This window comes from Paucibacter sp. Y2R2-4, assembly GCF_025717535.1.
GTDB lineage: Bacteria > Pseudomonadota > Gammaproteobacteria > Burkholderiales > Burkholderiaceae_C > Paucibacter_A.
Window position 1 is genome coordinate 383,303 of record NZ_JAJIRO010000005.1, and the last position, 22,529, is coordinate 405,831.

At 60.5% G+C, this 22,529-nt stretch carries 26 protein-coding genes and 2 pseudogenes; 16 read left to right on the forward strand and 12 right to left on the reverse strand.

The features are described 5' to 3' along the window. Positions 1 to 36: 36 nt before the first annotated feature. The 7 genes and pseudogenes from LNV06_RS20130 to LNV06_RS20155 all read right to left on the reverse strand — a co-directional run bounded on the left by LNV06_RS20130 (position 37) and on the right by LNV06_RS20155 (position 6,656). Entirely contained in the window at positions 37 to 372 is a 336-nt protein-coding gene (locus LNV06_RS20130; RefSeq protein WP_263540259.1) for a YkgJ family cysteine cluster protein, read from the reverse strand. Positions 373 to 389: 17 nt separating this feature from the next. Further along, positions 390 to 1,856, reverse strand: coding sequence for a bifunctional serine/threonine-protein kinase/universal stress protein (locus LNV06_RS20135; RefSeq protein WP_263540075.1), 1,467 nt, complete (start codon positions 1,854 to 1,856; stop codon positions 390 to 392). A gap of 64 nt (positions 1,857 to 1,920) precedes the next feature. Next, on the reverse strand, positions 1,921 to 2,664 hold the full coding sequence (locus tag LNV06_RS20140; RefSeq protein WP_263540076.1) for a metallophosphoesterase family protein: 744 nt from the start codon (positions 2,662 to 2,664) through the stop codon (positions 1,921 to 1,923). Positions 2,665 to 2,764: 100 nt separating this feature from the next. After that, positions 2,765 to 2,878, reverse strand: a pseudogene (locus LNV06_RS22690) (PEP-CTERM sorting domain-containing protein); the annotation flags it as partial. Positions 2,879 to 2,920: 42 nt separating this feature from the next. Further along, positions 2,921 to 4,030 (reverse strand): annotated as a pseudogene (locus LNV06_RS20145) (esterase-like activity of phytase family protein); the annotation flags it as partial. Positions 4,031 to 4,491: 461 nt separating this feature from the next. Next, a complete protein-coding gene (gene argF, locus LNV06_RS20150) occupies positions 4,492 to 5,454 on the reverse strand; it encodes an ornithine carbamoyltransferase (RefSeq protein WP_263540078.1) in 963 nt (320 codons plus the stop codon). Continuing rightward, complete coding sequence (locus tag LNV06_RS20155) at positions 5,451 to 6,656, reverse strand: aspartate aminotransferase family protein (RefSeq protein ID WP_263540079.1); 1,206 nt, start codon at positions 6,654 to 6,656, stop codon at positions 5,451 to 5,453. Before LNV06_RS20155 ends, argF begins: the two co-directional genes overlap by 4 nt. 324 nt (positions 6,657 to 6,980) lie before the next feature. Between LNV06_RS20155 and LNV06_RS20160 the strand changes: the two genes are divergently transcribed. Then, a complete protein-coding gene (locus LNV06_RS20160; RefSeq protein WP_263540080.1) occupies positions 6,981 to 7,331 on the forward strand; it encodes a DUF3579 domain-containing protein in 351 nt (116 codons plus the stop codon). On the opposite strand, the gene LNV06_RS20165 is transcribed toward LNV06_RS20160, so the two are convergent. Next, a complete protein-coding gene (locus LNV06_RS20165) occupies positions 7,332 to 7,460 on the reverse strand; it encodes a hypothetical protein (protein ID WP_263540081.1) in 129 nt (42 codons plus the stop codon). 205 nt (positions 7,461 to 7,665) lie between these two features. On the opposite strand from LNV06_RS20165, the gene LNV06_RS20170 reads away from it, so the two are divergent. Beyond that, positions 7,666 to 8,700 carry a M14 family zinc carboxypeptidase gene (locus LNV06_RS20170; RefSeq protein ID WP_263540082.1) on the forward strand — a complete coding sequence of 345 codons (1,035 nt, stop codon included), beginning with the start codon at positions 7,666 to 7,668 and terminating at the stop codon, positions 8,698 to 8,700. Beyond that, positions 8,697 to 9,506 (forward strand): alpha/beta fold hydrolase, encoded by an 810-nt coding sequence (locus LNV06_RS20175; protein WP_263540083.1) that lies wholly within the window; start codon positions 8,697 to 8,699, stop codon positions 9,504 to 9,506. Before LNV06_RS20170 ends, LNV06_RS20175 begins: the two co-directional genes overlap by 4 nt. Before the next feature lie 101 nt (positions 9,507 to 9,607). Here LNV06_RS20175 and rpsT read toward each other — a convergent pair whose 3' ends face one another. Then, a complete protein-coding gene (rpsT, locus tag LNV06_RS20180; RefSeq protein ID WP_263540084.1) occupies positions 9,608 to 9,901 on the reverse strand; it encodes a 30S ribosomal protein S20 in 294 nt (97 codons plus the stop codon). Positions 9,902 to 10,096: 195 nt separating this feature from the next. Between rpsT and murJ the strand changes: the two genes are divergently transcribed. Both murJ and LNV06_RS20190 read left to right on the forward strand, forming a co-directional pair. Further along, the gene (murJ, locus tag LNV06_RS20185) at positions 10,097 to 11,659 is read left to right on the forward strand and encodes a murein biosynthesis integral membrane protein MurJ (RefSeq protein WP_263540085.1); all 1,563 of its coding nucleotides are present in this window, start codon (positions 10,097 to 10,099) and stop codon (positions 11,657 to 11,659) included. Positions 11,660 to 11,715: 56 nt separating this feature from the next. After that, on the forward strand, positions 11,716 to 12,585 hold the full coding sequence (locus tag LNV06_RS20190; protein WP_263540086.1) for a SirB1 family protein: 870 nt from the start codon (positions 11,716 to 11,718) through the stop codon (positions 12,583 to 12,585). Positions 12,586 to 12,675: 90 nt separating this feature from the next. Here the strand turns inward: LNV06_RS20190 and LNV06_RS20195 are convergent, their stop codons facing one another. Further along, positions 12,676 to 12,828, reverse strand: coding sequence for a hypothetical protein (locus LNV06_RS20195; protein WP_263540266.1), 153 nt, complete (start codon positions 12,826 to 12,828; stop codon positions 12,676 to 12,678). Here LNV06_RS20195 and hda point away from each other — a divergent pair. The 6 genes from hda to LNV06_RS20225 all read left to right on the forward strand — a co-directional run bounded on the left by hda (position 12,760) and on the right by LNV06_RS20225 (position 18,014). Then, positions 12,760 to 13,422 carry a DnaA regulatory inactivator Hda gene (hda, locus tag LNV06_RS20200; RefSeq protein WP_263540260.1) on the forward strand — a complete coding sequence of 221 codons (663 nt, stop codon included), beginning with the start codon at positions 12,760 to 12,762 and terminating at the stop codon, positions 13,420 to 13,422. The genes LNV06_RS20195 and hda overlap by 69 nt on opposite strands. Then, positions 13,419 to 14,087: a histidinol-phosphatase gene (locus tag LNV06_RS20205; protein ID WP_263540087.1), complete on the forward strand. Its 669-nt coding sequence runs from the start codon at positions 13,419 to 13,421 to the stop codon at positions 14,085 to 14,087. The genes hda and LNV06_RS20205 overlap by 4 nt, the downstream gene beginning before the upstream one ends. Further along, the gene (gene pcnB, locus LNV06_RS20210; RefSeq protein ID WP_263540088.1) at positions 14,084 to 15,685 is read left to right on the forward strand and encodes a polynucleotide adenylyltransferase PcnB; all 1,602 of its coding nucleotides are present in this window, start codon (positions 14,084 to 14,086) and stop codon (positions 15,683 to 15,685) included. Before LNV06_RS20205 ends, pcnB begins: the two co-directional genes overlap by 4 nt. Further along, entirely contained in the window at positions 15,686 to 16,213 is a 528-nt protein-coding gene (folK, locus tag LNV06_RS20215; protein WP_263540089.1) for a 2-amino-4-hydroxy-6-hydroxymethyldihydropteridine diphosphokinase, read from the forward strand. Between the two features lie 132 nt (positions 16,214 to 16,345). Further along, positions 16,346 to 16,993: a DUF47 domain-containing protein gene (locus LNV06_RS20220; RefSeq protein WP_263540090.1), complete on the forward strand. Its 648-nt coding sequence runs from the start codon at positions 16,346 to 16,348 to the stop codon at positions 16,991 to 16,993. Positions 16,994 to 17,003: 10 nt separating this feature from the next. Then, positions 17,004 to 18,014: an inorganic phosphate transporter gene (locus LNV06_RS20225; protein WP_263540091.1), complete on the forward strand. Its 1,011-nt coding sequence runs from the start codon at positions 17,004 to 17,006 to the stop codon at positions 18,012 to 18,014. Positions 18,015 to 18,116: 102 nt separating this feature from the next. On the opposite strand, the gene LNV06_RS20230 is transcribed toward LNV06_RS20225, so the two are convergent. Continuing rightward, on the reverse strand, positions 18,117 to 18,599 hold the full coding sequence (locus tag LNV06_RS20230; RefSeq protein WP_263540092.1) for a TM2 domain-containing protein: 483 nt from the start codon (positions 18,597 to 18,599) through the stop codon (positions 18,117 to 18,119). Between the two features lie 8 nt (positions 18,600 to 18,607). Beyond that, entirely contained in the window at positions 18,608 to 19,159 is a 552-nt protein-coding gene (locus LNV06_RS20235) for a GNAT family N-acetyltransferase (RefSeq protein ID WP_263540093.1), read from the reverse strand. A 256-nt stretch (positions 19,160 to 19,415) separates the two neighbouring features. Here LNV06_RS20235 and rpsP point away from each other — a divergent pair, with 256 nt between their 5' ends. From rpsP to LNV06_RS20260, 5 genes are all read left to right on the forward strand, one after another. Further along, entirely contained in the window at positions 19,416 to 19,667 is a 252-nt protein-coding gene (gene rpsP / locus LNV06_RS20240) for a 30S ribosomal protein S16 (RefSeq protein ID WP_263540094.1), read from the forward strand. A 20-nt stretch (positions 19,668 to 19,687) separates the two neighbouring features. Then, on the forward strand, positions 19,688 to 20,305 hold the full coding sequence (gene rimM / locus LNV06_RS20245; protein WP_263540095.1) for a ribosome maturation factor RimM: 618 nt from the start codon (positions 19,688 to 19,690) through the stop codon (positions 20,303 to 20,305). Between the two features lie 32 nt (positions 20,306 to 20,337). Then, complete coding sequence (gene trmD, locus LNV06_RS20250) at positions 20,338 to 21,132, forward strand: tRNA (guanosine(37)-N1)-methyltransferase TrmD (RefSeq protein ID WP_263540096.1); 795 nt, start codon at positions 20,338 to 20,340, stop codon at positions 21,130 to 21,132. Positions 21,133 to 21,291: 159 nt separating this feature from the next. Beyond that, complete coding sequence (gene rplS, locus LNV06_RS20255) at positions 21,292 to 21,645, forward strand: 50S ribosomal protein L19 (protein ID WP_263517580.1); 354 nt, start codon at positions 21,292 to 21,294, stop codon at positions 21,643 to 21,645. Between the two features lie 161 nt (positions 21,646 to 21,806). Next, positions 21,807 to 22,502 carry a CoA pyrophosphatase gene (locus LNV06_RS20260; protein ID WP_263540097.1) on the forward strand — a complete coding sequence of 232 codons (696 nt, stop codon included), beginning with the start codon at positions 21,807 to 21,809 and terminating at the stop codon, positions 22,500 to 22,502. Positions 22,503 to 22,529 lie beyond the last annotated feature (27 nt).

Here is a 22,529-nt window from a genome sequence, read left to right on the forward strand (position 1 = left end):
CCTGAATGGCGTGCTCCTGAGTGCTCTTGAGTATGTTTAAGCCAGCGGCGGCAGGCCGTGGCGAGCGCGGGCACGGGCGCAGGCTTCATCGCCAATGCCCATCGGTGCGCGCAGGCCAAACTCACGGCAGGGAGCCGGGCGCCATTCGTAAATGCCGCAGCCGGCCTTGACGCCAATCTGGCCCACCAGGGCAGCGCAGCGCGGTGAGGCGTGGTCGGTGCCGCGCATGCGGGCCAAGCTGTCCGTTAGCTCCACGGTCAGTCCATCGGGCACGCAGCCGCCCTCGCTGAGCAGTTCTTGCCGCGCAAAGTCGACCCGAAAGCTCGCGCAACAAGCGCCGCAGCGCACGCAGGGGTTGTCGGATTCGGCCATCTTGTTTGGGGTGCAGCTCAAGCGGTGCGCGCGGCTTCGCGAACCACGGTCACCGAACAGTCGGACTGGGTCACCACCTGGGCCGACACGCTGCCCAGGTAGCGCCGCAGCGTCGAAGCACCGCGCGCGCCCATGACGATGTGGTCGGCGCCATTCTTGGCGGCAAATTCAATGATGGCCGCCGCTGCGTCAGGCGCTTCCAGCACATGAAAGGTCAGGCGTCCGTCTTCCAGATTCAGCGCGCGGCTGATCGGGCGGGCCCAGTGGCGCAGCGCGATCAGCTGCTTCACATGCACGCTCTTGCCGTCCTTGTCGGTCAATTCGTCCATGCCGATGCGGTTGGTCTTCATCACGCTGACGCAGGCCAGCCGCGCGCCAGGTTCGGTCTGCACGATGCGGCGCACTGTTTCGCGCAACTGCTCCAGCAGAGCCGGCGTGGCATGTTGAATGTCTACCGCGGCCATGATGATGGGACTGCGGGCGAGCTGCTCGGTGGCGCTGGCCTGCGCCACCGGCTCGGTGCCGAGGGCGAAGAACCAGCGCTTGAGCGTCTTCAAGCTGCCGCTGGTGCTCATCTTCTTGGCGCGCGCAGTTAGTGCCACTTCATGCGGGTGCTGCAGGTCAAAGATCAGCTGGGCGGCGCTCTGGTAGCGCCGCTCGGGCTTGACCTCCAGGCAATGCAGGATCACTTCCTGGAACCACGGCGGCAGCTCCGGGTCGATGGCACGTGGCGGCACCGGCTCCACATACAAGCGGCGGCGCAGACCGCGCACCGAGGAAGGTTGGCCAAAGGGGCGCTCGCCGGTGGACAGGTGATAGAGCATCACACCCAGCGCAAACAAATCGCTGCGCGGGTCATTGCGCACAAACTGCACTTGTTCGGGCGACATATAGGGGCCGGTGCCCATGGGCAGGGAGAACTCTTCTTCCAGCAGATCGGGCAGATGGTCGTGGCGCGACAGACCAAAGTCCACCAGCACGGCCGCACCATCGGGGCGGAACATGATGTTGCTGGGCTTGATGTCTAGGTGTACCACATGTTGGCGATGCAGGTCTTGCAAGGCGGTGGCGACCTTGATGCCTATGTCTATGACCTCGTCCAGCGGCAGCGGCGCTTCGTCCAGGCGTGGCCGCAGCGAAGCGCCGCCAATGCGCTCCATCACGATATAGGCCTGCCGGGTCCAGTCGCCGCGCGCCACAAATTTGGGCACATGCGGGCCCTTCAGCGCCGGCATCAGCATTTGTTCGACTTCAAAGCCGACGATGGTGGCCGGGTCTTCGCCGCCCTTGATGCGCGGCACTTTCATGATCAAAGGGAAGCTCTCACCCTCGATTGGCTCCAGTCGGGTGACGCGCCATAGATTGGCCATGCCGCCCTGGTGCATGCGCTCTTCCAGCTTGAAGCCATCCAACACCAGGCCCGGCTCCAGATTGGCGATCGGGGGCAGCAGGGTGCTGTTGAGTCCGGCATCAGACTTGGGCATGGGCAGATTCCTGGTGAGGCGGGAGACGTTGGCGGCGACGAGGCAAGACCTGGCACCAAGAATGCTACTCGCCCTTCAGCAGGCGCTGCGCCAGTCGCTCGGGCAGGCCGGCGGCGCGAATGCTGGCGGCGGCGGCCTCCACGTCATAGGGCACACGTTGAAAAGTCAGCTCCGCGCTGACGCTGTCAAACACGGCATAGCAGGCGGCCGGGTTGCCATCGCGCGGCTGGCCGCAGGAACCGGGAATCACCAGCCATTGCCGATTCGGCAAGAGCGGAATCGTGACATCGGGCGCCGGCGTGAATTCGCCAGCCTTGCCAGTGCCCGAGAGGTGGTAAAGCATGGGCTCATGCATATGGCCGCAGAAGGTGAAGCGGGCTTCTGTGGCATGCAGGCTGCGCATGGCTTCGATGCGGCCTTGAATATAGTCCCAGCCGCTCGGGTCATAGGCATTGGCGTGCACGAAGAGCCGGTCTTCGTGCGTCGCCGTCAAGGGCAATTGGGCGAGAAAGGCGAGCTGCTTGGCGCTGAGCTGGCCATGGGTCCATTCGATCACCTGCCGGGCTTCTTCGCGCATCGTCGGGCCAGAGCCCTGGGCGACGGCCGCATCGTGATTGCCGCGCACCGCCACAGCGCCCGCGTCGACCAGTTCCATCACCTTGTCCAAGACCCAGGCCGGGTCGCCGCCATAGCCGACAAAGTCGCCCAAGAGGGCGTAATCGGTGACTCCCAAGTTCTGCGCATGCTCGAGCACGGCTGAAAAGGCTTGGGCGTTGGCGTGCAGATCGGTGATGAGGGCAATTTTCATGGCAAGCCCAGCATGCCATGCTTGCCTGACGTCGGGCTGATGCCAACGTCAGGCCTTTCTTGCTTTCCCCTCAGGGTTTGCCTTGGGGTGTTCGGCCCAATCAGGCCTTGCGAGCGTGCATGCGCTTGTTGCGCGCCACCAGGCCCAGCAGGCCCAGACCGGCCAGCAGCAGGGCGTAGCTCTCGGGTTCTGGCACCGGGGCGTTGACTGACAAGGCCACGAACTGGGTGAACTGGCTGGCGCCGAAGTTGTTGTCCGACACCAGCACCAGGGTCTGCTTGCCGTCGATGACCGGGCCCAGGGTGATGCCTTCGATATTGTCCAGCGCGAGCGTGGAGCCGTCGTCATTCTTCAGCGTCGACAAATCCAGCAGCAGCTCCTTGCTGACGGCCGTGAAGCTCTGGCCGGCCAGCGAGTCCAGGCCCGAAACATCGGTGGCTTGGCGTGCATCGGCGTAGTACAGACGGATGGTGTTGCCGGTGGGCTTGCCATCGGTGGTGGCAGCGACGCCCGGCGTAGCGGCGCCGACGCCAAAGGAGCGCTCGATGGCGATGAACTGGCGGTCGCCCACGGCGATCAGGTCGGTCAAGCCATTGGTGGCGAACTGGCCAGGCACCGGCGGCAGCACCACCGGGGCGACTTGGTAGACGTATTCGGCGCCGGCTTTGCCGCTGTTCAAGTCAAAGGAGAGCAGGCGAGAGTTGCTGCCGTTGTTGACGGTGGCGGGCAGGTCGTCTTGGCTCAGCGCGTTCTCGGTCGCAGTCCACAAGGTTTTGCCGTCCTTGGACAGCGTCAGGCTTTCAAAGGCCAGGTTGTTGTAAATGCCGCGGTCGCCAGTGCTTGCGCCACCGATCGAGCCGGCCGGCTTGAAGCGATCAGGCACCGTGAATTCGCCGGCATAGCTGCCGTCCAGATTCATGCTGCGCACGGTCGGGTCTTGAAAGCCAGCGGCGGCGCGCTGACCTTCATTGGTCCAATAGATGCGATTGCGAGCGGCATCCAGACGCAGGCTTTCAGGGTCCACTTGATTGGTGCCGAAGGTACTGCCGTCGGCCTTCAGGATGGTGGTCACTGCATTGAAGCTGACGCCGGCGCTGTTGGCCGTGGCGCTGCGTTGGAACTTGGAAATGTCCAGGCTCAATTCGTAAAAACGCGCTGGGTTCAGCGCACTGCGGTCATCGCTGATGGCCAGATAGCGGCCGGTGGCGGCGTTGTAGTCGATGCCCGAGAGGCCGCCGACGGTGGTACCGGAATAGTTGCGGCCGGATTCAACGATTTGTTGGCCGATATAGCTGAGCGACAGGGTTTCGGCCTGAACGGCACCGATGTTGAGGAGGGCTGCGCTGAGGGCAAGAAGTTTTTTCATGGCGTGAGGTCTGAGGTTCAAACTCAAGCCCGGACTGGGCTTGATATGACATTCAGCCTAACGGCGCAAAGTGACAGACTGCGTTTGCGCTTTTGCGAGACCCTGATCCGTTTGGATCAGGGCTTGAATGCTCAGGATGTCAGCCGATGCGGCCCAGCAAAAGGTACTCCATGAGTGCCATTTGCACATGCATTCTGTTTTGGTGCGCACCCGCCGCTGACGCGGCTTCACTTGGCGGGGCGCCAAGTGAGTGCACCCCGAATCGCATGCGGCCCTATTGGGCCGGGCACACCTCGGCTTTCAGCCGATGCGGCCGAGCAAAAGGTACTCCATGAGTGCCTTTTGCACATGCATTCTGTTTTGGTGCGCACCCGCCGCTGACGCGGCTTCACTTGGCGGGGCGCCAAGTGAGTGCACCCCGAATCGCATGCGGCCCTATTGGGCCGGGCACACCTCGGCTTTCAGCCGATGCGGCCGAGCAAAAGGTACTCCATGAGTGCCTTTTGCACATGCATGCGATTCTCAGCCTCATCCCAGACGACGGATTGGGGGCCGTCGATGACTTCGGCGGTGACTTCTTCGCCGCGGTGGGCGGGCAGGCAGTGCATGAAGAGGGCGTCGGGTTTGGCCACGCCCATCATCTCGGCGTCCACACACCAATCGGCAAAAGCCTCGCGGCGTTTGTCGTTCTCGGCCTCAAAGCCCATGCTGGTCCAGACATCGGTGGTCACCAGATCAGCGTCGCGGCAGGCATCCAAGGGGTTCTTGAAGACCTTGTAGCAATCGCTGTTCTTGATGCCGGCCACGGCCGGATCGATCTCGTAGCCGCTGGGCGTGCTGACATGCACCGTGAAGCCCAGGATCTCGGCAGCTTGCAGCCAGGTGTTGGCCATATTGTTGCCATCGCCCACCCAGGCGACCACGCGGCCCTTGAGGCAATCCACATCCACGATGCCGCGCTGGTTCATGCCGCGTGCTTCGATGAAGGTGAACAAATCCGCCAAGATCTGGCAGGGGTGGTACTCGTTGGTCAGGCCGTTGATAACCGGCACCCGCGAGTGCGCCGCAAAGCGTTCCAGCTTGCTTTGCTCATAGGTGCGGATCATCACCAAGTCCACCATGCGGCTGATGACGCGGGCGCTGTCTTCGATGGGCTCGGCGCGGCCGAGTTGGCTGTCGCCGGTGGTCAGGTGCACCACCGAGCCGCCCATTTGGTACATGCCGGCTTCGAAGCTGACCCGGGTGCGGGTGCTGGCTTTCTCGAAGATCATGGCCAAGGAGCGGTCGGCCAGCGGCTGGTAACGCTCATAGTTTTTGAAGCGTCGCTTGATGATGGCGGCGCGTTCGAACAAATGGGCGTATTCCTCAGCGCGGAAGTCCTTGAATTGCAGGTAATGGCGCATCAGGCCGGGTCCGGGCTTCATGCTTGTGGCTCCGACAAAAAGGCCTTGATCAGCGGGCACAGAATCGCCGCGATTTGCGCGGCCTCTTCACTGCTCAGGATCAGGGCGGGCACCAAGCGAACCACCTTGTCGGCCGTCACGCTGATCATCAAGCCGGCTTCGGCCGCACGGCCGAGCAGCACGCCACAGGGACGATCCAGGGCAACGCCTAGCATCAGGCCTTGGCCGCGCACTTCCACGACGCCGGCCACGCCGGCCAAGCCGGCTTCCAGCGCGGCCTTCAACTCAGAGCCGACCTTTTCGGCATTGGCCAAGAGGCCGTCTTCGCTCATGATCTTCAGCGTCTCGACCCCGGCGCGCATGGCCAAGGGGTTGCCGCCAAAAGTGGTGCCGTGGTTGCCGGGCTGCATCACCTTGGCCGCACGCGGCCCGCAGACCACGGCGCCAATCGGCACTCCCGAGCCCAGGCCCTTGGCCAGCGGCATCACATCGGGCTGAATGCCGGCCCATTGGTGGGCAAACCACTTGCCGGTACGGCCAATGCCGCACTGCACCTCATCCAACATCAAGAGGATGTCGTGCTCGTCGCAAACCTGGCGCAGCGCTTGCAGGAACTCGATGCGGGCCGGGTTGACGCCGCCTTCACCCTGGATGGTTTCCAGGAACACCGCCGTGATATTGGGGTGCTCGGCCAGCGCTGCGCGCACCGCCTCGATATTGTTCAAAGGCACGCGCACAAAACCGGGGACCAGGGGGCCAAAACCGGCGTGAATCTTTGGGTTGGCGGTGGCTGACAAGGTGGCGATCGAGCGGCCGTGGAAGGCGCCTTCGAAGACCATCACCTCGGGATTGTGGTTGCCACGGTCGTGGCCAAACTTGCGGGCGATCTTCAGCGCGGCTTCGTTGGCTTCCAGTCCGCTATTGCAGAAGAAGGCGTTGGTCAGCCCGGACAGCTCGCAAAGCCGACTGGCCAATTCCTCTTGCAGCGGCACATGGTAGTAATTGCTGCTGTGGATCAGCTTGGCCACCTGCTCCTGCAGGGCGGGTACCAGGCGAGGGTGGGCGTGGCCCAGGGTGTTGACTGCGATGCCACCGAGCCCGTCCAGGTAACGCCTTCCATTCACGTCCCAGACCCAGCAGCCTTGGCCATGCGACAGGGCAATGGGCAAGCGGCCATAGGTTTGCATCACGTGCGGTTCAGACGGGACTACTGGGGCGTTCATCAGTTCTCCAAGTGAGGGGTTTTGGGCCGAGATGTCGGCGCGCGGTCCGCCGGCAGCATGCCAGCGGCGCTTGATTCTAAAGGTCAGTCGTGAAGCCTCCGGGGCAGGGGGCTCGCACTCGTGTCACAGCGGGAATGAGACTGACGAGAGCCTGACGAAAGACCGAAGCGAAGGGCATGCAAAAGTACAGACTTTGCGAGCGCGGCTTGCTGCGGCGCAGCACATCCAAGGCACAATACGGACTGTTCAAAACCGTCGTTCTTGCGGCGTGCCGGGTTTTTAGATCCGCGCACAAGGCCGAGAGAGCATGAGTCAGTCCGCCGTATGAGTCAGCCACCCGCCAAAGCACGTGAAGTTTTCATCCAAGGTGTCACGTTGGCGGGCCGCACTTTTCGTCCCAGTGATTGGGCCGAGCGCCTGGCCGGCGCCATGTCTTGCTTTCGGCCCGGCGGTGCACGTGGCGGCATTGGCGCCTACATCGGCTATTCGCCGTTGTGCGTGCCGCGTGTCATCAATGGCATCAAATGCGTGATCGTCAATGAAGAGCTGAAAAAGCTCGAGCCCATGGCTTGGGACTTTGTGATGAACTTCGCCCGAGACAATGAGTTGCAGGTGGCCGAAGCTTGTTTGTTGCCGGAACCTAGCGCGGCCATGGCAAAAAAGACCCCCGACTGATCAAGTCATGCGGCTCCAACGAGCGCGCAGCAGGGCTAGCCATTCCAACATGCCCAGCATCATGGCGCGTCCAAGTGCCAGGCGCGAACGCCAGTTGGGTTTGAATTGCTGAATGCTCTCTGTGCTCATGGCTTGACCCGAATGCGGGCGAAGTAACGCAACGCCTTCAGAAGCTTAGTGATGCCACATGACAGGCGCGTGTCCGGTGCGTGTCGATCAAAGTGCCTGCTGTGGCTTTGACGAGAGAGGGGTTTCAGCGGCTATGCTCGCGCCTTCGATCGCTTGGCTAGCGTCAGGCGTCACATCGTCTTGGGCAAATAATGGAGAGCCTGGGTTGAAGCAAGTTCCGGCCTTGGCCGAGTACAAAGTGCTAGAGCGTTTGCTCGACGAAGGTTCACCTGATTTGCGCTGTCAGCATTTGTGCGATGTGCATCTCGGCGATCAGTGCTTGCCGATCCAAGCCTATTGCATCGGCAATCCGGACCCTGCCGTGCCGGCAGTTGGTTTTTTCGGCGGCGTTCATGGTTTGGAACGCATTGGCGCCGAGCTGGTGACGGCTTTTCTGGCCAGCTTGGTGTCTCGTCTTCGCTGGGACAGCAGCTTGCACCATATGTTGGACTCGCTGCGAGTGGTCTTCATCCCCTTGGTCAATCCCGGTGGGCTTGCATTGGGCACGCGTGCCAATCCTCGCGGTGTTGACTTGATGCGCAATGCGCCGGTTGATGCTGGCGCGGCGGCGCCGCCATTGCTGGGTGGGCAGCGAATCAGCCCCAAGTTGCCTTGGTACCGCGGCGCGGCGGATGCGCCCATGGAGGTGGAGAGCCAGGCTTTGGTCGATTTTGTTGAGCGTGAAATGCTTTGTCATGCGCATTCGATCTCGGTGGATTGCCATTCTGGTTTTGGCTTGGCGGACCGAATCTGGTTTCCTTTTGCGCACACGGCCAAGCCGATTGAACACTTGGCTGAGATGCATGCGCTGTGTCAAATCTTGGACCAAACCCATGCGCAACATCGCTATGTGTTTGAGCCGCAAAGCCGCCAATACCTGACCCATGGTGATTTATGGGATCACCTGTATCGGCAGGCCAGCGCACGAGGCAACTGCATGCTCCTGCCACTGACCTTGGAGATGGGCTCGTGGATCTGGGTGAAGAAAAATCCTCGCCAGTTGTTCTCGCGTCGAGGCATCTTCAATCCCTTGATTGAGCATCGGCAGCAGCGGGTTTTGCGTCGACATATGGCCTGGCTGGACTTTGTGATGCGCGCGGCGGCCGGCATGCAGCGCTGGCTGCCGAGCCAAGCGCAACGCGCTTGGCATGAGGAGCGGGCCTTGAATCGTTGGTACCGGCACGGAGTGCTTGCTGCATGAGTACTGCGCCGCCGACCTGGGTCTTGCTTCGCGGTTTAGCCCGCGAGAGTGGTCATTGGGGTGAGTTCCCGGCCCGTCTGCGCGAGCGTATCGAGTGCGAGCAAGCAGGGGTGCGCTTGCTGCTGTTGGATCTACCGGGCAATGGCTTGCTGCATGCTGAGACCAGTCCCAGCCATGTGTCCGAGATGGTGGAGTCTTGCCGTTCCCGCTTGGCCAGCATTGGTGTGACTGGGCCGGTGCATTTGCTAGCCATGTCTTTGGGCGCCATGGTGGCCAGCGATTGGGCGGCGCGCTATCCGCAAGAGCTCAGTGCTGCGGTGTTGATCAACACCAGCTTGCGTCCCTTCAGCCCGTTTTACCGGCGCTTGCGGCCGCTCAATTACTTGGACTTCTTGATTCTGAGTTTGACCCGGTTGAGCCGGCGTCAGCGCGAGGCCAAGGTCTTGCGCATGACTGCGAACCTGCAGGCGCGCCCTGATGAGGTTTTGGATCACTGGGTGGCTTTGCAGGACAAGCATCCGGTGAGTCTGAGAAATACCCTTCGGCAGCTGCGGGCGGCGGCGCGCTTCAAGGTCAGCCGACTCAGGCCGCAAACGCCGGTGCTGCTTTTATGTAGCAAGGCCGATCATTTGGTCGACTGGCGCTGCTCGCAAGCCATCAGCCGCGCTTGGGGTGCGCCCTTGCGGCTGCATCTGCAGGCTGGGCATGACTTGCCGCTGGATGATCCAAACTGGGTGGCCGAGGCCGTCGGGGACTGGTTGCAACTGCGTCAGATGCAAGGCTTGGGAGAGGGGCGCTGGCACTGAGGCGTGCGGCGGGAGTGTTGCCGCTGAGGGTGCAAAGTTCAGGGGCAGAAACAAAAAAGCCCGCTTTGCAGCGGGCTCTTGCTTTGCACCAGAACTGGTATTTAGGCGGCCAGGGCCTTGATTTTTGCCGACAGGCGGCTCTTGTGGCGAGCGGCCTTGTTCTTGTGGAAGATGCCCTTGTCAGCGACCGAGTCGATGACGATTTGAGCCGTCTTGAACAACTCAGCTGCCTTGGCCTTGTCGCCGGTCAGGACAGCTTTTTGCACGTTCTTGATGACCGTGCGGAATTTGGAGCGCAGAGCGGTGTTAGCTGCGTTCAGTTTGATGTCCTGGCGAGCGCGCTTGAGGCCCGATGCCGAACGGACGGTCTTCTTGACTTTTGAAGAGGATGCCATGCTGTGATTCTACCCAGTTGGTGCAAAGACCGCGAGTATAGCACTGAATTCAAATTGATTCAAACTCCTGCGCGGTTGAACTGCATTTCTGTCATGCGCTGCCATGATAATGCGCCCCCTGCGCTTTGATCAATCCACGCCAATCCTGACTGAGTCTCCACTCAGCGCAGTTTGGCCAGCTGGCAAACTCCATTCATGAATCTGCTCCGTGCCGCGTCCTTCATCTCGATATTGACCTTGGCATCGCGCATCACAGGTCTGATGCGTGAGCAGATGCAGGCCGGAATGTTTGGGGCGGGCGCCATGTCGGACGCCTTTTTGGTGGCTTTTCGCATTCCGAATATGTTGCGACGCCTGTTTGCCGAAGGGGCGTTTTCACAGGCTTTTGTGCCGGTGCTGGCCGCTACCCATGCCAAAGAAGGTGAACAGGCGACGCATGCCTTGATTGACGCTGTGGCCACCGTGCTGCTGTGGGCTTTGGTGCTCACTTGCGTGGTGGGGGTGGTGGGCGCGCCTGTCTTGGTATGGCTGCTGGGCTCGGGTATGCCTGAACAGGGGCAAGAGGCTTCGGTTGTGATGACGCGCTGGATGTTCCCCTACATCGGCTGCATGTCCATGGTGGCCCTGTCATCAGGCATCCTGAATACCTGGAAGCGTTTTTTGGTGCCGGCTGCCACGCCTGTGTTGCTGAATCTGTCGGTGCTTGCTGCTGGTTGGTTCCTGACGCCTTATGTCGAGCGCTGGGGCTATCCGGGCATTTATTCAATGGCCGTCGGCGTGATGCTGGGCGGAATCTTGCAACTGGCGATCCAGATTCCGGTGCTGCGTCGCATCGGGGTGGTGCCGCGACTGGGCTTGACTCCGGGGCGGCTGCGTGAAGCAGGTGCCTACCCCGGAGTTGGGCAGGTGCTCAAACAAATGGGGCCGGCGCTGCTGGGCGTGGGCGTGGCGCAGCTGTCTTTATTGATCAATACGCAGATCTCTAGCCATATCGCCGTCGGCGCAACTTCCTGGCTGAACTATGCCGATCGCTTGATGGAGTTCCCCATGGCCTTGTTGGGCGTGGCCTTGGGGGCGGTATTGACGCCGCAGTTGTCGGCGGCACAGGCCAAAGGGGATGGCGCCCAGTACTCGGAGATGCTCGACTGGGGCTTGCGCATGGTGCTCTTGTTCGGTTTGCCCTGCGCCGCAGCGCTGCTGCTGTTTGCCGACCCCTTGGTGGCGGTGCTCTATCACCGCAAGGCTTTCGCAGCCAGTGATGTGCTGCAAACCGGGCGTGCGGTGATGGGGTGGGGCGTGGGCTTGCTGGGCTTGCTGGCGGTCAAGGTCTTGGCGCCTGGTTTTTATGCCCGTCAAGAGACGCGTACGCCGGTGCGTATTGCGATTGCGGTGCTGGCTTTGACGCAGCTCCTCAATCTGGTGTTCGTCCCGCTGTTTGGTGTGGCCGGCTTGGCCTTGTCTATCGGCGTCGGGGCTATGGTGAATGCGTTTTGGTTGATGCGTGGCTTGCGCAAGCTGGGCAGCTACACCCCGTCACCGGGCTGGCTGAAATTCAGTTTGAAGGTCTTCTTGGCCAGTGCGGCTCTGGGCGCATTGCTGCAACAGCTGGCTTGGCGCATTGACTGGATTGCTTTGGGTGCAAGCGAGGGCAAGCGAGCGCTGGCCATGGCAGCCTGTCTCGGCGCTGCAGCCCTGGTGTATTTTTCTTTGTTGGCCCTGATGGGCTTGCGCTTGCGCCAATTCATGCAACGCGGCTGAAGAGGCCGTCCTTGCGTCAGACGCTTGCAGCCCATCTTGCCTTCTAAACTCGAGCCATGAGTCATTCGCTGCGACTGCATTTGCCCACGCCGCTGGAGTATTTTTCGAGCCTGGTAGCCGAGGATGCAGGCTTAAATTTGTTGGAAGCGGCGGCTTCGATTGCTCAGGACGAGTTTCCGGCTCTGGATGTTCAAACCGTTTTGGACGAGGTGGACGAGTTGGCGCAGCGCTTGCGTCAGCGTTTGCCGTCGGATGCCTCGGCACGGCATAAATTGCAGGTCTTGCTGCGATTTTTCTATCAAGAGCTGGGTTTTGCCGGCAACTTGAACAACTACTACGACCGCGGCAACAGCTTTGTTCACCATGTCTTGTCGACCCGGCGCGGCATCCCCATCACCTTGGCGGTGATTCTCTTGGAGCTGGCAGCTCAGCTGGGTTTGCGTGCACATGGCGTGTCATTTCCTGGGCATTTTTTGATCAAGCTGAGCATGGGCAATGGCGAGCTGGTGTTGGATCCCTTCACCGGAGATTCTTTGTCACGCAACAAACTGGATGAGTATTTGCAGAGCTTTCGCAGCGGCGCGGGTCTCGAAGGCGACTTAGAGCTGCCGGTTGAGCTTTTTTTGCAAGCGGCCACGCCGCGCGATGTGTTGGCGCGCATGCTGCGCAATCTGAAGGAGATCCACCGGGCGGCGCAAGATTGGCCGCGTTTATTGGCCGTGCAGCAGCGCTTGGTGGTGCTTTTGCCTCAAGAGGCAGGGGAGCGGCGTGATCGCGGTTTGGTGCTCGAGTCGCTACAGCACTGGCCAGCCGCTGCTGAAGACTTGGCGTTTTATCTCGAGCAAGCCCCTCAGGCCTCTGATGCTTCGGCTGTTGAGCAGCGATTGGCGCAGCTGCGCCAGCGCGGTGTGCCGCCACTGCATTGATGGGCGTCAAGTGCTTCGCCACTAGAATCGCGACCGCCTTGGCGAAGATGGCCTTGGGCTAGAGCGTGCGTTTTTGAGCACCTGCTGGCATCAAACAGCGATCGATGCGATGGCACAGGCCAGCAGCACGCCTGTATCTTGGAAAAATTGGTTTTGAAGCAAATACCGCTTGCGATTGGCCCGGAGCCAATCTTCACCTTTGAAAATTTTCTGCCCGGCGGCAACAGTGCGGCCTTGGCGCATTTGCAAGCACTCAAGCCGGGGGCGCATGGTGCTGCGCCTGTGTTTCTATGGGGTGCGCCCGGTTCGGGCAAGACGCATGTGCTGCGCGCCTTGGCGCAGCGTTGGCAAGACGCCGGAACGCAGGTGGGTTGGTATGACGCTGACACCTGCTTGCCCTGGGAATTGCCCAGCCAGCCCAGCTTGTTGATTCTGGACGATTGCGAACGCTTTGATGCCGGTCAGCAGCACGCTGCTTTTGCCTTGTTTGTCGAAGCCGCTACCGATGGGCTGGCGGTCGTGGCTACGGGCAGCATGCCTCCCACAGATTTGGATTTGCGCGAAGACTTGCGGACCCGCCTGGGCTGGGGCCCGACCTTTGCCTTGCAGCCTTTGTCAGAGGCCGAGACCCGCGCCGCGCTTCGCCGCGAAGCCGACCGGCGCGGCATCATGCTGGGTGATGAAGTGATTGATTATTTGTTGACGCGCTTTGCGCGTGATCTCAAGCATTTGATGCGCTTGCTCGATCGATTGGATGAATTTGCTCTGGCCGCCAAGCGTGCGGTCACGGTGCCATTGCTACGCCAGATGCTGGCTGATGAAGGACTTCTTGGATGAATTTGACGCTTTTTGATCTTGACGGCACCTTGATTCCGAACGATTCGGACCATGCTTTTGGTGCTTTTATGGTCGATATCGGCTGGGCCAATGGTGAGCAGTGGCGCGAGCGCAATGACGAGTTCTATGCCCAGTACCAGGCCGGGCGCTTGGATCTGGATGGCTATATTGATTTCGCCACCGCCGTCTGGCGCAGCCGGCCTCTGGCCGAGGCGCATGCCGCCCGCGAGCGCTTCATGCAAGAAGTGATGGCGCCCATGCTGCAAGACAAGGCACGCGCTTTGGTGCGCAAGCACTTAGATGCCGGCGATTTGGTGGCCATCGTCACCGCAACCAATGAATTTGTGACCGAACCGATTGCGCGCGCTTTTGAGGTGGAGCATCTCCTGGCGGTGCAACTGAAACGCGACGCCGAGGGGCGCTATCTGGGGGCGGTGCAGGGCGTGCCGTCCTACCAAGCAGGCAAGATCAGCCGAGTGCAAGACTGGTTGAAGGACTTGGGGCGACAATGGCAGGATTTCGAGCGCGTGACGTTTTACAGTGACTCGGTCAATGATTTGCCTCTTCTGGAATTGGTCAGCCACCCGGTGGCTACCAATCCGACGCCGGCCTTGACGGACATTGCGTCCGCCCGTGGTTGGCCCATTCTGAATCTGTTCGCATGATCAAAAAATTCATAGACAAGTTGCTGGGCAAGCCCTCTCTGGCCAAGGTGGCCAAAGTGGCGAAGCCCGCAACGGCGGGCAAAACTGCCTTGGGCAAGCGGGTTGAGGTGCAAGTGGCCGAGCACGGCATTGACCCCAGCCTCTTGGACGAGCGCGCGGTGCGCGTGGTGCAGACCCTCAGCGATGCGGGCTATGAGGCCTATATCGTCGGCGGTGCGGTGCGTGACTTGCTCTTGGGCATGCGCCCCAAGGACTTTGACGTGGCCACCAATGCCACGCCCGAGCAGGTCAAGGGTTTGTTCCGCCGCGCCTTCATCATCGGCCGGCGTTTCCGCATCGTGCATGTGGTTTACGGTCGCGGCCGTGAGCATGAGGTGATTGAGGTCTCCACTTTCCGTGCCTTGCTGGTCAATGAGGGTGCCGAGCAAGTCGCCGGTAACGAGAAAACCTCGAAAGAAGAACTGGCCGGCAAGTCGCATGTGGTGGATGCTGCCGGTCGGGTTCTGCGGGACAACGTCTGGGGCCCGCAGGTGGAAGATGCGGCGCGCCGCGACTTCACCGTCAATGCCTTGTATTACGACCCGCAGCGCCAATTGGTGGTGGACTACCACGGCGGACTGGCCGATGCCAAGAAACGCGTGCTGCGCATGATTGGCGACCCCGAAACACGCTATCGCGAAGACCCGGTGCGTATCGTGCGTGCGGTGCGTTTCGCGGCCAAACTGGGCTTCGAGCTCGAGGCCAAGACGCGTGCGCCGATCAAGGCGATGTCGGAGTTGCTAGCCAATGTGCCGGCCTCGCGTTTGTTTGACGAAATGATCAAGCTCTTGCAGACCGGGCACTCGCTGGCCAGTTTGGAAGAGTTGCGCAAGCAAGGTTTGGCGCGCGGCGTGTTCCCAATTCTTGACGCGATGTTGGATGAAAGCGGTCAATTGGCCGAGGGCGTGCGTGGCAAGTTCATCCGCCAGGCTTTCGAAGATACCGATCTGCGTGTGTCCGAAGGGCGCGGCGTCTCGCCGAGCTTCATGCTGGCCTGCATGCTGTGGTTTGAAGTGCTGGAGCGTTGGACCCGCAACCGTGATGCAGGCGAACCCGCCATGCCGGCCCTGCAGCAGGCGATTGATACCGTCTTCGATGCGCGCATTGGCGATATCTCCGGTCGCGGCAAATTGGCCACCGATATGCGCGAAATCTGGATGATGCAGCCGCGCTTTGAGCGTCGTACCGGCAGTGGCGTCTACACCTTGGTCGAGCAACCGCGCTACCGGGCTGGCTTTGATTTCCTGCGTCTGCGCGCCGACGCGGGTGAGATCGATGCGGCTCTGGCCGATTGGTGGGAAGACTTTGCCCTCGGCAGCGACGATGAGCGCGAGGCCTTGTTGACTGAAGCGCGCGAGGCTGACAAGCAGCAGCGCCGTTCCAGCGGAAAAGTGCACCAACTGCCGCGCAAGCCGAAAGCTCCGGATGATGCAGGCACCGAAGCGCCGGGCGAAGGTGAAGCTGAGCCTAAAGGGGAGGGCGCGCCCGCCAAGCGCCGCCGCCGTCGCCGCAAGCCGGCAGGTGCCAAGCCCGCAGCGGCGGGTGACAACGCCAGCTGAATGAGCCGAAGTCTGAGCGCGAGTTCGCAAGAACTCTTGGAACTGGCCTATATCGGCCTGGGTGCCAATCTGGGTGATCTGGCACTGACACTTCGACAAGCCCTCCAGGCTTTGGCCGTTTTGCCACAGTCGCGCTTGGTGGCCGTGTCGAGTGCCTATCGCAGCGCCCCCATCGAGGCCGGTGGCCCCGATTATTTGAATGCCGTCGCAGCGCTTGAGACGTCCCTGCCGCCGCAAGACTTGTTGCAGGCTTTGCAAGCGATTGAACTGCAGCACGGACGTGAGCGCCCCTACATCAATGCCCCGCGGACCTTGGATCTGGACCTTTTGCTCTATGGTCAGGCCTCGATCCTGACGGCAAGCCTGACCGTGCCGCATCCTCGGCTGGGGCAGCGGGCCTTTGTCCTGCATCCCTTGTTGGAGCTTTCTCCTGGGCTTAGCGCCCCGGGCTTGGGCATATTGGCGGACTTGTTGCCTGCCGTCGCAGAGCAGCCCATTGAGCGGCTGTCGCTGTCTTTGATCGACTGATCAGCCCGGTAAGCGGGCGCTGCAATTACACTCTCGCCCTTGCTTTGTGTGACAAAGCGATGACGAATATGTGAATTGCGCGCTTTTTGGCGAGAAATGGTCTTTGCCGCGCGCCACCGGAGACTCCTGAAAATGTTTTTCAGCAAGCTTTTGCCCCGTGAGGGCAATTTTTTCGAACTCTTCAATGAGCATGGGGCCAAAATCACGGAAGGGGCGCGCTCCTTCATGCTGATGTTGAACAACTATGACGACCTGACGTTGCGCGAGAAGTACGCGGCCGAGGTTGATGCTGCTGAGCATCAGGCGGACCGGGTGACGGCCGAGGTCAACCGTCAGTTGCACCGCACCTTCATCACGCCGATCGATCGCGAGCAGATTCACGGTCTGATCAATTCGATGGACGACATTGTCGATCTGCTGCAAGACGCGACCGAGACGCTGTCGCTGTATGACGTGCGTCGAATCCCTGCGGATGTGGTGCGTTTGGGTGAGTTGAGCGTCAAGTGCTGCGAGCGGGTGCAGCATGCGGTGTCTTTGTTGCCCAAGCTGAGCGAACCGACGACGGCCGAGGCGGCCATCAAGACTTGCGAAGAGATCGACAAGCTGGAGTCGGATGCTGATCGCGTAATGCGTTCAGCCATGTCGCGTCTGTTCCGCGAAGAGCCTGATGTGCGCGAGCTGATCAAGCTGAAAGCGATCTATGAGCAGTTGGAGTCCATCTCTGATCGTTGCGAAGATGTGGCCAACTTGATCGAGGGCATCGTCCTCGAGAACTCCTGAGTCGCCCGCGATGGAATCGGTTCAGGTAGCCTTTTGGGTTGTCGCGCTGCTGGTCGTTTTGGCCATCTTGTTTGACTTCATGAATGGGTTTCATGACGCCGCCAACTCGATTGCGACGGTGGTGTCGACCGGCGTATTGAAGCCTCAACAAGCGGTTTTGTTTGCTGCGTTTTTCAATGTCTTGGCGATCAGTTTCTTTCAGCTGAAGGTGGCGGCCACCATCGGCAAAGGCATTGTGGATCCGGGCATCGTTGATCACCATGTGATCTTTGGTGCTTTGATTGGCGCCATCACCTGGAACGTCATCACCTGGTGGTACGGCATCCCCTCCAGTTCCTCCCACGCCTTGATTGGCGGCATTGTGGGGGCCGTGGTGGCCAAAAGTGGCACGGGTGCCCTGGTGGCCGGCGGTGTGCTGAAGACGGTGCTGTTCATCTTCGTCTCGCCCTTGCTCGGTTTTTTGCTGGGTTCGCTATTGATGGTGGTCGTGGCTTGGCTGTTCAGGCGCAGCTCGCCACTGCTGGTGGATAACTGGTTCAGGCGTTTGCAGCTAGTGTCGGCCGGGCTTTACAGCTTGGGTCATGGTGGCAATGACGCGCAAAAAACCATCGGCTTGATCTGGATGCTTTTGGTCGCTTCCGGCTATATGGCGGCGCAGGACAAGAGCCCGCCGAGCTGGGTGATCTATGCCTGCTATATGGCCATCGGTTTGGGCACCATGTTTGGCGGCTGGCGCATTGTGCGAACCATGGGCCAGAAGATCACCAAGCTCAAGCCTGTGGGCGGCTTTTGTGCTGAAACAGGCGGTGCCATCACTTTGTTCTTGGCGACGGCGCTGGGTATTCCGGTCTCCACCACGCACACCATCACGGGCGCTATCGTGGGCGTTGGCTCGGTGCAGCGGGCCTCATCGGTGCGCTGGGGGGTGGCCGGCAATATTGTGTGGGCTTGGATCTTTACGATTCCCGCTTCGGCCTTTGTGGCTGGCGTTTGCTACTGGATCAGCTTCGTATTGTTCTGAGTCGTCAGTGGCGCAGAGCAGGGCGTGGGCATTCAATGAATGGTGTGGCTGCTAAGTCAAGCTCGCAAAGAAATAGAAATGGGCCTTCGGGCCCATTTCTTTCTATTTGCTATTCGGCAGGTTCGAATTGGCTGGATTGGTGGGGTCGGCAGAGGCTGGACTCTCCACTTGATTTTCAAAATAGCGTTGAGCGCTGAATGCAATGGTGGACATCAAGCAGATGCCGCCCATCATCACGCAGGCGATGACAGCGATGATGACCGCCCATCCACTGGGTCGAATCGTCTGATCGGGATTGTGCTTGGCGTTCCAGTCCGCATCTGAGCTCAGGCCGTAGACGATGCCGGTGATGGCGGCGTTGACCAGCATCAGCCCCAGGATGGGAATCAGGATCCAGGCCAGTCGATCATCTTGGCCCAGCAGATCCATGCGCTGAACGCCATAAAGTCCGACCAAGGTGGGCCAGGGGTGCAGCCAGCCCCATTTGTCGCTGAGGCCATACAGATAAAAGCGGTGCAAGCCAAAGCTGCCCAACAGCAGGGCCAGCCAAGTGGCAATGGTTTTTGATTTGTAGTTCTGGCTCATGGGGCGTCTCATTCTGGTTGGCTTTGGTCGCCTTGACCCAGAGGGCGCTGCATCATCACCACATCCAGCCAGCGGCCGAACTTCCAGCCGGCGCTGTGCAAAGTGCCGCTCGCTTGGAAGCCTAGCGATTGATGCAAACCAATTGAGCCCTTGTTCTCGGAGTCACCAATCACGGCCAGCATTTGTCGCGCTCCAGCTTGTTCGCAGCGAGCAATCAGTTCCGCGAGCAGTAAGCGACCCAAGCCTTTGCCTTGTTGGTTGGGGTGCAAATAGATCGAGTCTTCGACGCAAAAGCGGTAAGCCAGGCGAGGGCGAAAATAGTTGGCGTAGGCATAGCCCAGCACCTGACCCTCGGCTTCAGCGACCACCCAAGGCAGTTGCCGGCTCAAAACTTCTGCGCGCCGTTTGCCCATTTCTTCGATAGACGGCGCTTCGGTCTCAAAAGTGCCGGTCCCATGTGCGACGGCATAGCCATAAATGGCCTGAATGGCCTGCAAATCTGCCTCGCGACTCGGTCGAATCAGCACTTGGGCTGGAATTTTGGATTTTTCTGTGTTCATGACTGTGCCGAGTTGAATGTCCGAGTTTATAATGCTGGGTTTTGGCCCTGGTCGAATAGTCACAAATTCTGCAGCAATTGCGGGTGAGGGGCGATTCGGCGTATCTACAGGTCCAACCACGGCGGCTGCGGTTTAAGTGCTTGTTTGTGCATGACTTTGAGTGATGTGCGCGGGCTTTGGGCTGAAGCGCTACCCCGATCTATTCGCCCTGAGTGTCTCCTGGTGCGATGGATGCAATAGATTCATAGGAAACATCATGGTTGTAATTCGTCTGGCTCGCGGCGGCTCCAAGAAGCGCCCCTTCTACAACATCGTCGTGGCAAACAGCCAAATGCGCCGTGACGGCCGCTTCATCGAGCGCGTGGGTTTCTACAACCCCGTGGCTTCCGGTGCTGCTGAGCCGCTGCGCGTCGCTATGGACCGCGTTAACTACTGGATCGGTGTTGGCGCTCAGTTGTCGCCGACCGTCGAACGTCTGGTGACCCAGGCCAAGAAGGCCGCCGTCTAAATCGACGCAGACCTTTTGAAATGACAAGATCACCCGCCGAAACCCGCTCCACGCCTGCCGCCTCAGACGAGTTGGCTTGGCCTGAAGACGCGATTGAGGTCGGGTGCATTCTTGATGCCTGGGGCGTCAAGGGCTGGTTCAAGGTGCAAGCCTATTCCAGCGATGCCCAGGCGCTGTTCTCCTCGCGGCGCTGGTTTCTCCGTGCGCCCGAGGGCAACGGCCCTGTCGTGGCACGCGCCAAGCCGCTGCCTCGATTGCTGAAAATTCTCTTGGTTCGCGAACATGGCGAGGGCATTGTGGCCAACGCCCAAGACATCGCGGACCGAAACCAAGCTGAAGCCTTGCGCGGTGCGCGCATCTTCATCTCGCGCTCAGCCTTCCCCAGCGCCAACCCAGATGAGTATTACTGGGTCGATTTGATTGGCCTGACGGTCATCAATCGCCAAGGTGAGACTTTGGGTGTGGTGGAAGGCTTGATTGATGCTGGCCCGCACAGCGTGCTGCGCATCACGCCTCCGGGCCTGGATGCTCCGGTGAAACCGGATCAAGAGCGTCTGGTGCCTTTTGTGTCGGCCTTTGTTGACGACGTGGATCTGGAGCAGCGCCAGATCACGGTCGACTGGGGTCTGGACTACTGATTCGGGCCGAACTTCTTTCGGTTCAGCGCAGCATGCGCTTTGATGTCATCACCCTTTTTCCGGAATTGTTCGGGCCGCATCTGAGCCAGGGCGTGACACGCCGTGCGTTCGAGTCGCGCCAGGTCGATGTGAACCTGTGGCAGTTGCGCGATTTCGCTGATGACAACTATCGCCGTGTCGATGATCGCCCTTACGGCGGTGGACCGGGCATGGTCATGTTGGTGGAGCCCTTGGAGCGTGCATTGGCAGCGGCCAAGTCCGCTCGTGTCGAGGCGAAGGCCGAGGTCGGTGCGCCCGCCATCATCCATTTCAGTCCGACCGGTCGTCCCATCACCCAAAGCCTGGTTGAGGAACTGGCGGGTGGGTCCGGCGGTGTCCTGCTGTGCGGCCGCTACGAGGGCATGGATCAGCGTTTTCTTGATCGTCATGTCACGCTGGAATTGAGCCTGGGTGACTTTGTTCTGTCCGGCGGCGAACTGCCGGCACTGGCTTTGTTGGATGCCATTGCGCGCTTGCAAGAAGGCGTACTGAACGATGCGCAGTCGCACCAGCAAGACAGTTTTTCGGAAGGCCTGCTGGATTGCCCACATTACAGCCGGCCCGAGGTTCTGAGCGGTATGCCGGGGCAAAGCGAATCGCTGGCTGTTCCGGAGGTCCTGCTATCAGGACATCACGCCAAGATTGCGCGTTGGCGGCGCGAGCGGGCTTTGGAGATCACGGCGCGCCGCAGGCCTGAATTGATCCAAGCGGCCCGCGCGGCCGGCCGCTTAAGCAAGGCCGACGAGCGTTTTTTGACTGAGATGGCGCAGGTTGCGTCCAAAGCCTAGGCGAAAGTCGCGATTCGGGCTATACTTGCGGGCTGTCCGATCCTCTGGTGGGTGGGTTTAGGGCCAATCGATAATTTGTCGATGGGTTCAAAAGCATTGAGTTTGGTCCCCGTGTTGGGGGATCAACGCCCGCGCCGCCATGATCACTAGGAGAACTCTGTGGACTTGATCCAAACCCTTGAGCAAGAAGAAATTGCTCGTCTGAACAAGACATTCCCGACCTATTGCCCTGGCGACACGGTCATCGTGAGCGTCAACGTCGTTGAAGGCACACGCAAGCGCGTGCAGGCTTTTGAAGGCGTGGTGATCGCCAAGCGTAACCGTGGCCTGAACTCCAGCTTCATCGTGCGCAAGATCTCCAACGGCGAAGGCGTGGAGCGTACGTTCCAGCTGTACAGCCCGCTGATCGCTTCGATCGAAGTCAAGCGTCGTGGCGATGTTCGCCGCGCCAAGCTGTATTACTTGCGCGACCGTTCGGGCAAGTCGGCTCGAATCAAGGAAAAATTGGGCTGATCTTCGGATCACCCGGATGGCGCTTTGCCGCCATCCCTGCTCGCAGCTCGCTGCCAGCAAGCAAAGCCGCCTTCGGGCGGCTTTGTCGTTTTCGAGGCGAATGTGAAGGCTTCGGACTTTGGCCTTCTATTGGAGCTTTGAACAAGCCCTATGCTTCAGTCATGAGTCGTCCCCCCATTCTTGATCCCCAGGCGGTTCCCGTGACCGGCCTTGACGCCCATTTGCCCCCGGTGCCCGCCGAGCGTTTGCAACTTAGCTTTTTGCGTCAACGTTTCGCGCATCCACCTCAATGGCAAGCCGAGATCGCAGGTGACGGCGCTCAATGGACGCAGCGCGACCCAGCTGCCGCGGCAGTCCTCTTGCCTTTGGTGATGCGCGAGCAGGGACTGAGCTTGTTGCTGACGCGCCGCTCTGAACAACTGCGAGATCATGCGGGCCAAATCAGCTTTCCGGGCGGGCGTGTCGAGCCGGAGGACGAGTCGATCGAAGCGGCCGCCCTGCGGGAAGCAGAAGAAGAGATTGGCCTGAGCCGTGACTATGTTGAAGTCTTGGGGCAACTGCCGGTCTACAGCACCGTCACCGCCTTCCAAGTCACACCGGTCGTCGCCTTGGTGCGTCCGGGTTTCGATTTGCGCTTGGACGGCATGGAGGTCGCCGAGGCTTTCGAAGTTCCTTTGCATTTCTTGATGACGCCTGCCCATCATCAGCACCACCGTTTTGAATATGCGGGCGGGCAGCGTCAGTTTTTATCGATGCCTTGGCGCAACAGCGAGCATCCCGGCGAGCCTCGGGATTACTTTATTTGGGGCGCGACAGCCGCCATGCTGCGCAACTTCTACCGTTTCCTTTCGGCTTGAGGCGCGACGCCCGCTATCATCCCCGGC

Coding starts and splice junctions, on each gene's coding strand:
- LNV06_RS20130 (WP_263540259.1), bottom strand. CDS start 372: ATGGCCGAATCCGACAACCCCTGCGTGCGCTGCGGCGCTTGTTGCGCG.
- LNV06_RS20135 (WP_263540075.1), bottom strand. CDS start 1,856: ATGCCCAAGTCTGATGCCGGACTCAACAGCACCCTGCTGCCCCCGATC.
- LNV06_RS20140 (WP_263540076.1), bottom strand. CDS start 2,664: ATGAAAATTGCCCTCATCACCGATCTGCACGCCAACGCCCAAGCCTTT.
- argF (WP_263540078.1), bottom strand. CDS start 5,454: ATGAAGCCCGGACCCGGCCTGATGCGCCATTACCTGCAATTCAAGGAC.
- LNV06_RS20155 (WP_263540079.1), bottom strand. CDS start 6,656: ATGAACGCCCCAGTAGTCCCGTCTGAACCGCACGTGATGCAAACCTAT.
- LNV06_RS20160 (WP_263540080.1), top strand. CDS start 6,981: ATGAGTCAGCCACCCGCCAAAGCACGTGAAGTTTTCATCCAAGGTGTC.
- LNV06_RS20165 (WP_263540081.1), bottom strand. CDS start 7,460: ATGAGCACAGAGAGCATTCAGCAATTCAAACCCAACTGGCGTTCGCGC.
- LNV06_RS20175 (WP_263540083.1), top strand. CDS start 8,697: ATGAGTACTGCGCCGCCGACCTGGGTCTTGCTTCGCGGTTTAGCCCGC.
- rpsT (WP_263540084.1), bottom strand. CDS start 9,901: ATGGCATCCTCTTCAAAAGTCAAGAAGACCGTCCGTTCGGCATCGGGC.
- murJ (WP_263540085.1), top strand. CDS start 10,097: ATGAATCTGCTCCGTGCCGCGTCCTTCATCTCGATATTGACCTTGGCA.
- LNV06_RS20190 (WP_263540086.1), top strand. CDS start 11,716: ATGAGTCATTCGCTGCGACTGCATTTGCCCACGCCGCTGGAGTATTTT.
- LNV06_RS20195 (WP_263540266.1), bottom strand. CDS start 12,828: ATGCGCCAAGGCCGCACTGTTGCCGCCGGGCAGAAAATTTTCAAAGGT.
- LNV06_RS20205 (WP_263540087.1), top strand. CDS start 13,419: ATGAATTTGACGCTTTTTGATCTTGACGGCACCTTGATTCCGAACGAT.
- pcnB (WP_263540088.1), top strand. CDS start 14,084: ATGATCAAAAAATTCATAGACAAGTTGCTGGGCAAGCCCTCTCTGGCC.
- folK (WP_263540089.1), top strand. CDS start 15,686: ATGAGCCGAAGTCTGAGCGCGAGTTCGCAAGAACTCTTGGAACTGGCC.
- LNV06_RS20220 (WP_263540090.1), top strand. CDS start 16,346: ATGTTTTTCAGCAAGCTTTTGCCCCGTGAGGGCAATTTTTTCGAACTC.
- LNV06_RS20225 (WP_263540091.1), top strand. CDS start 17,004: ATGGAATCGGTTCAGGTAGCCTTTTGGGTTGTCGCGCTGCTGGTCGTT.
- LNV06_RS20230 (WP_263540092.1), bottom strand. CDS start 18,599: ATGAGCCAGAACTACAAATCAAAAACCATTGCCACTTGGCTGGCCCTG.
- LNV06_RS20235 (WP_263540093.1), bottom strand. CDS start 19,159: ATGAACACAGAAAAATCCAAAATTCCAGCCCAAGTGCTGATTCGACCG.
- rpsP (WP_263540094.1), top strand. CDS start 19,416: ATGGTTGTAATTCGTCTGGCTCGCGGCGGCTCCAAGAAGCGCCCCTTC.
- rimM (WP_263540095.1), top strand. CDS start 19,688: ATGACAAGATCACCCGCCGAAACCCGCTCCACGCCTGCCGCCTCAGAC.
- trmD (WP_263540096.1), top strand. CDS start 20,338: ATGCGCTTTGATGTCATCACCCTTTTTCCGGAATTGTTCGGGCCGCAT.
- LNV06_RS20260 (WP_263540097.1), top strand. CDS start 21,807: ATGAGTCGTCCCCCCATTCTTGATCCCCAGGCGGTTCCCGTGACCGGC.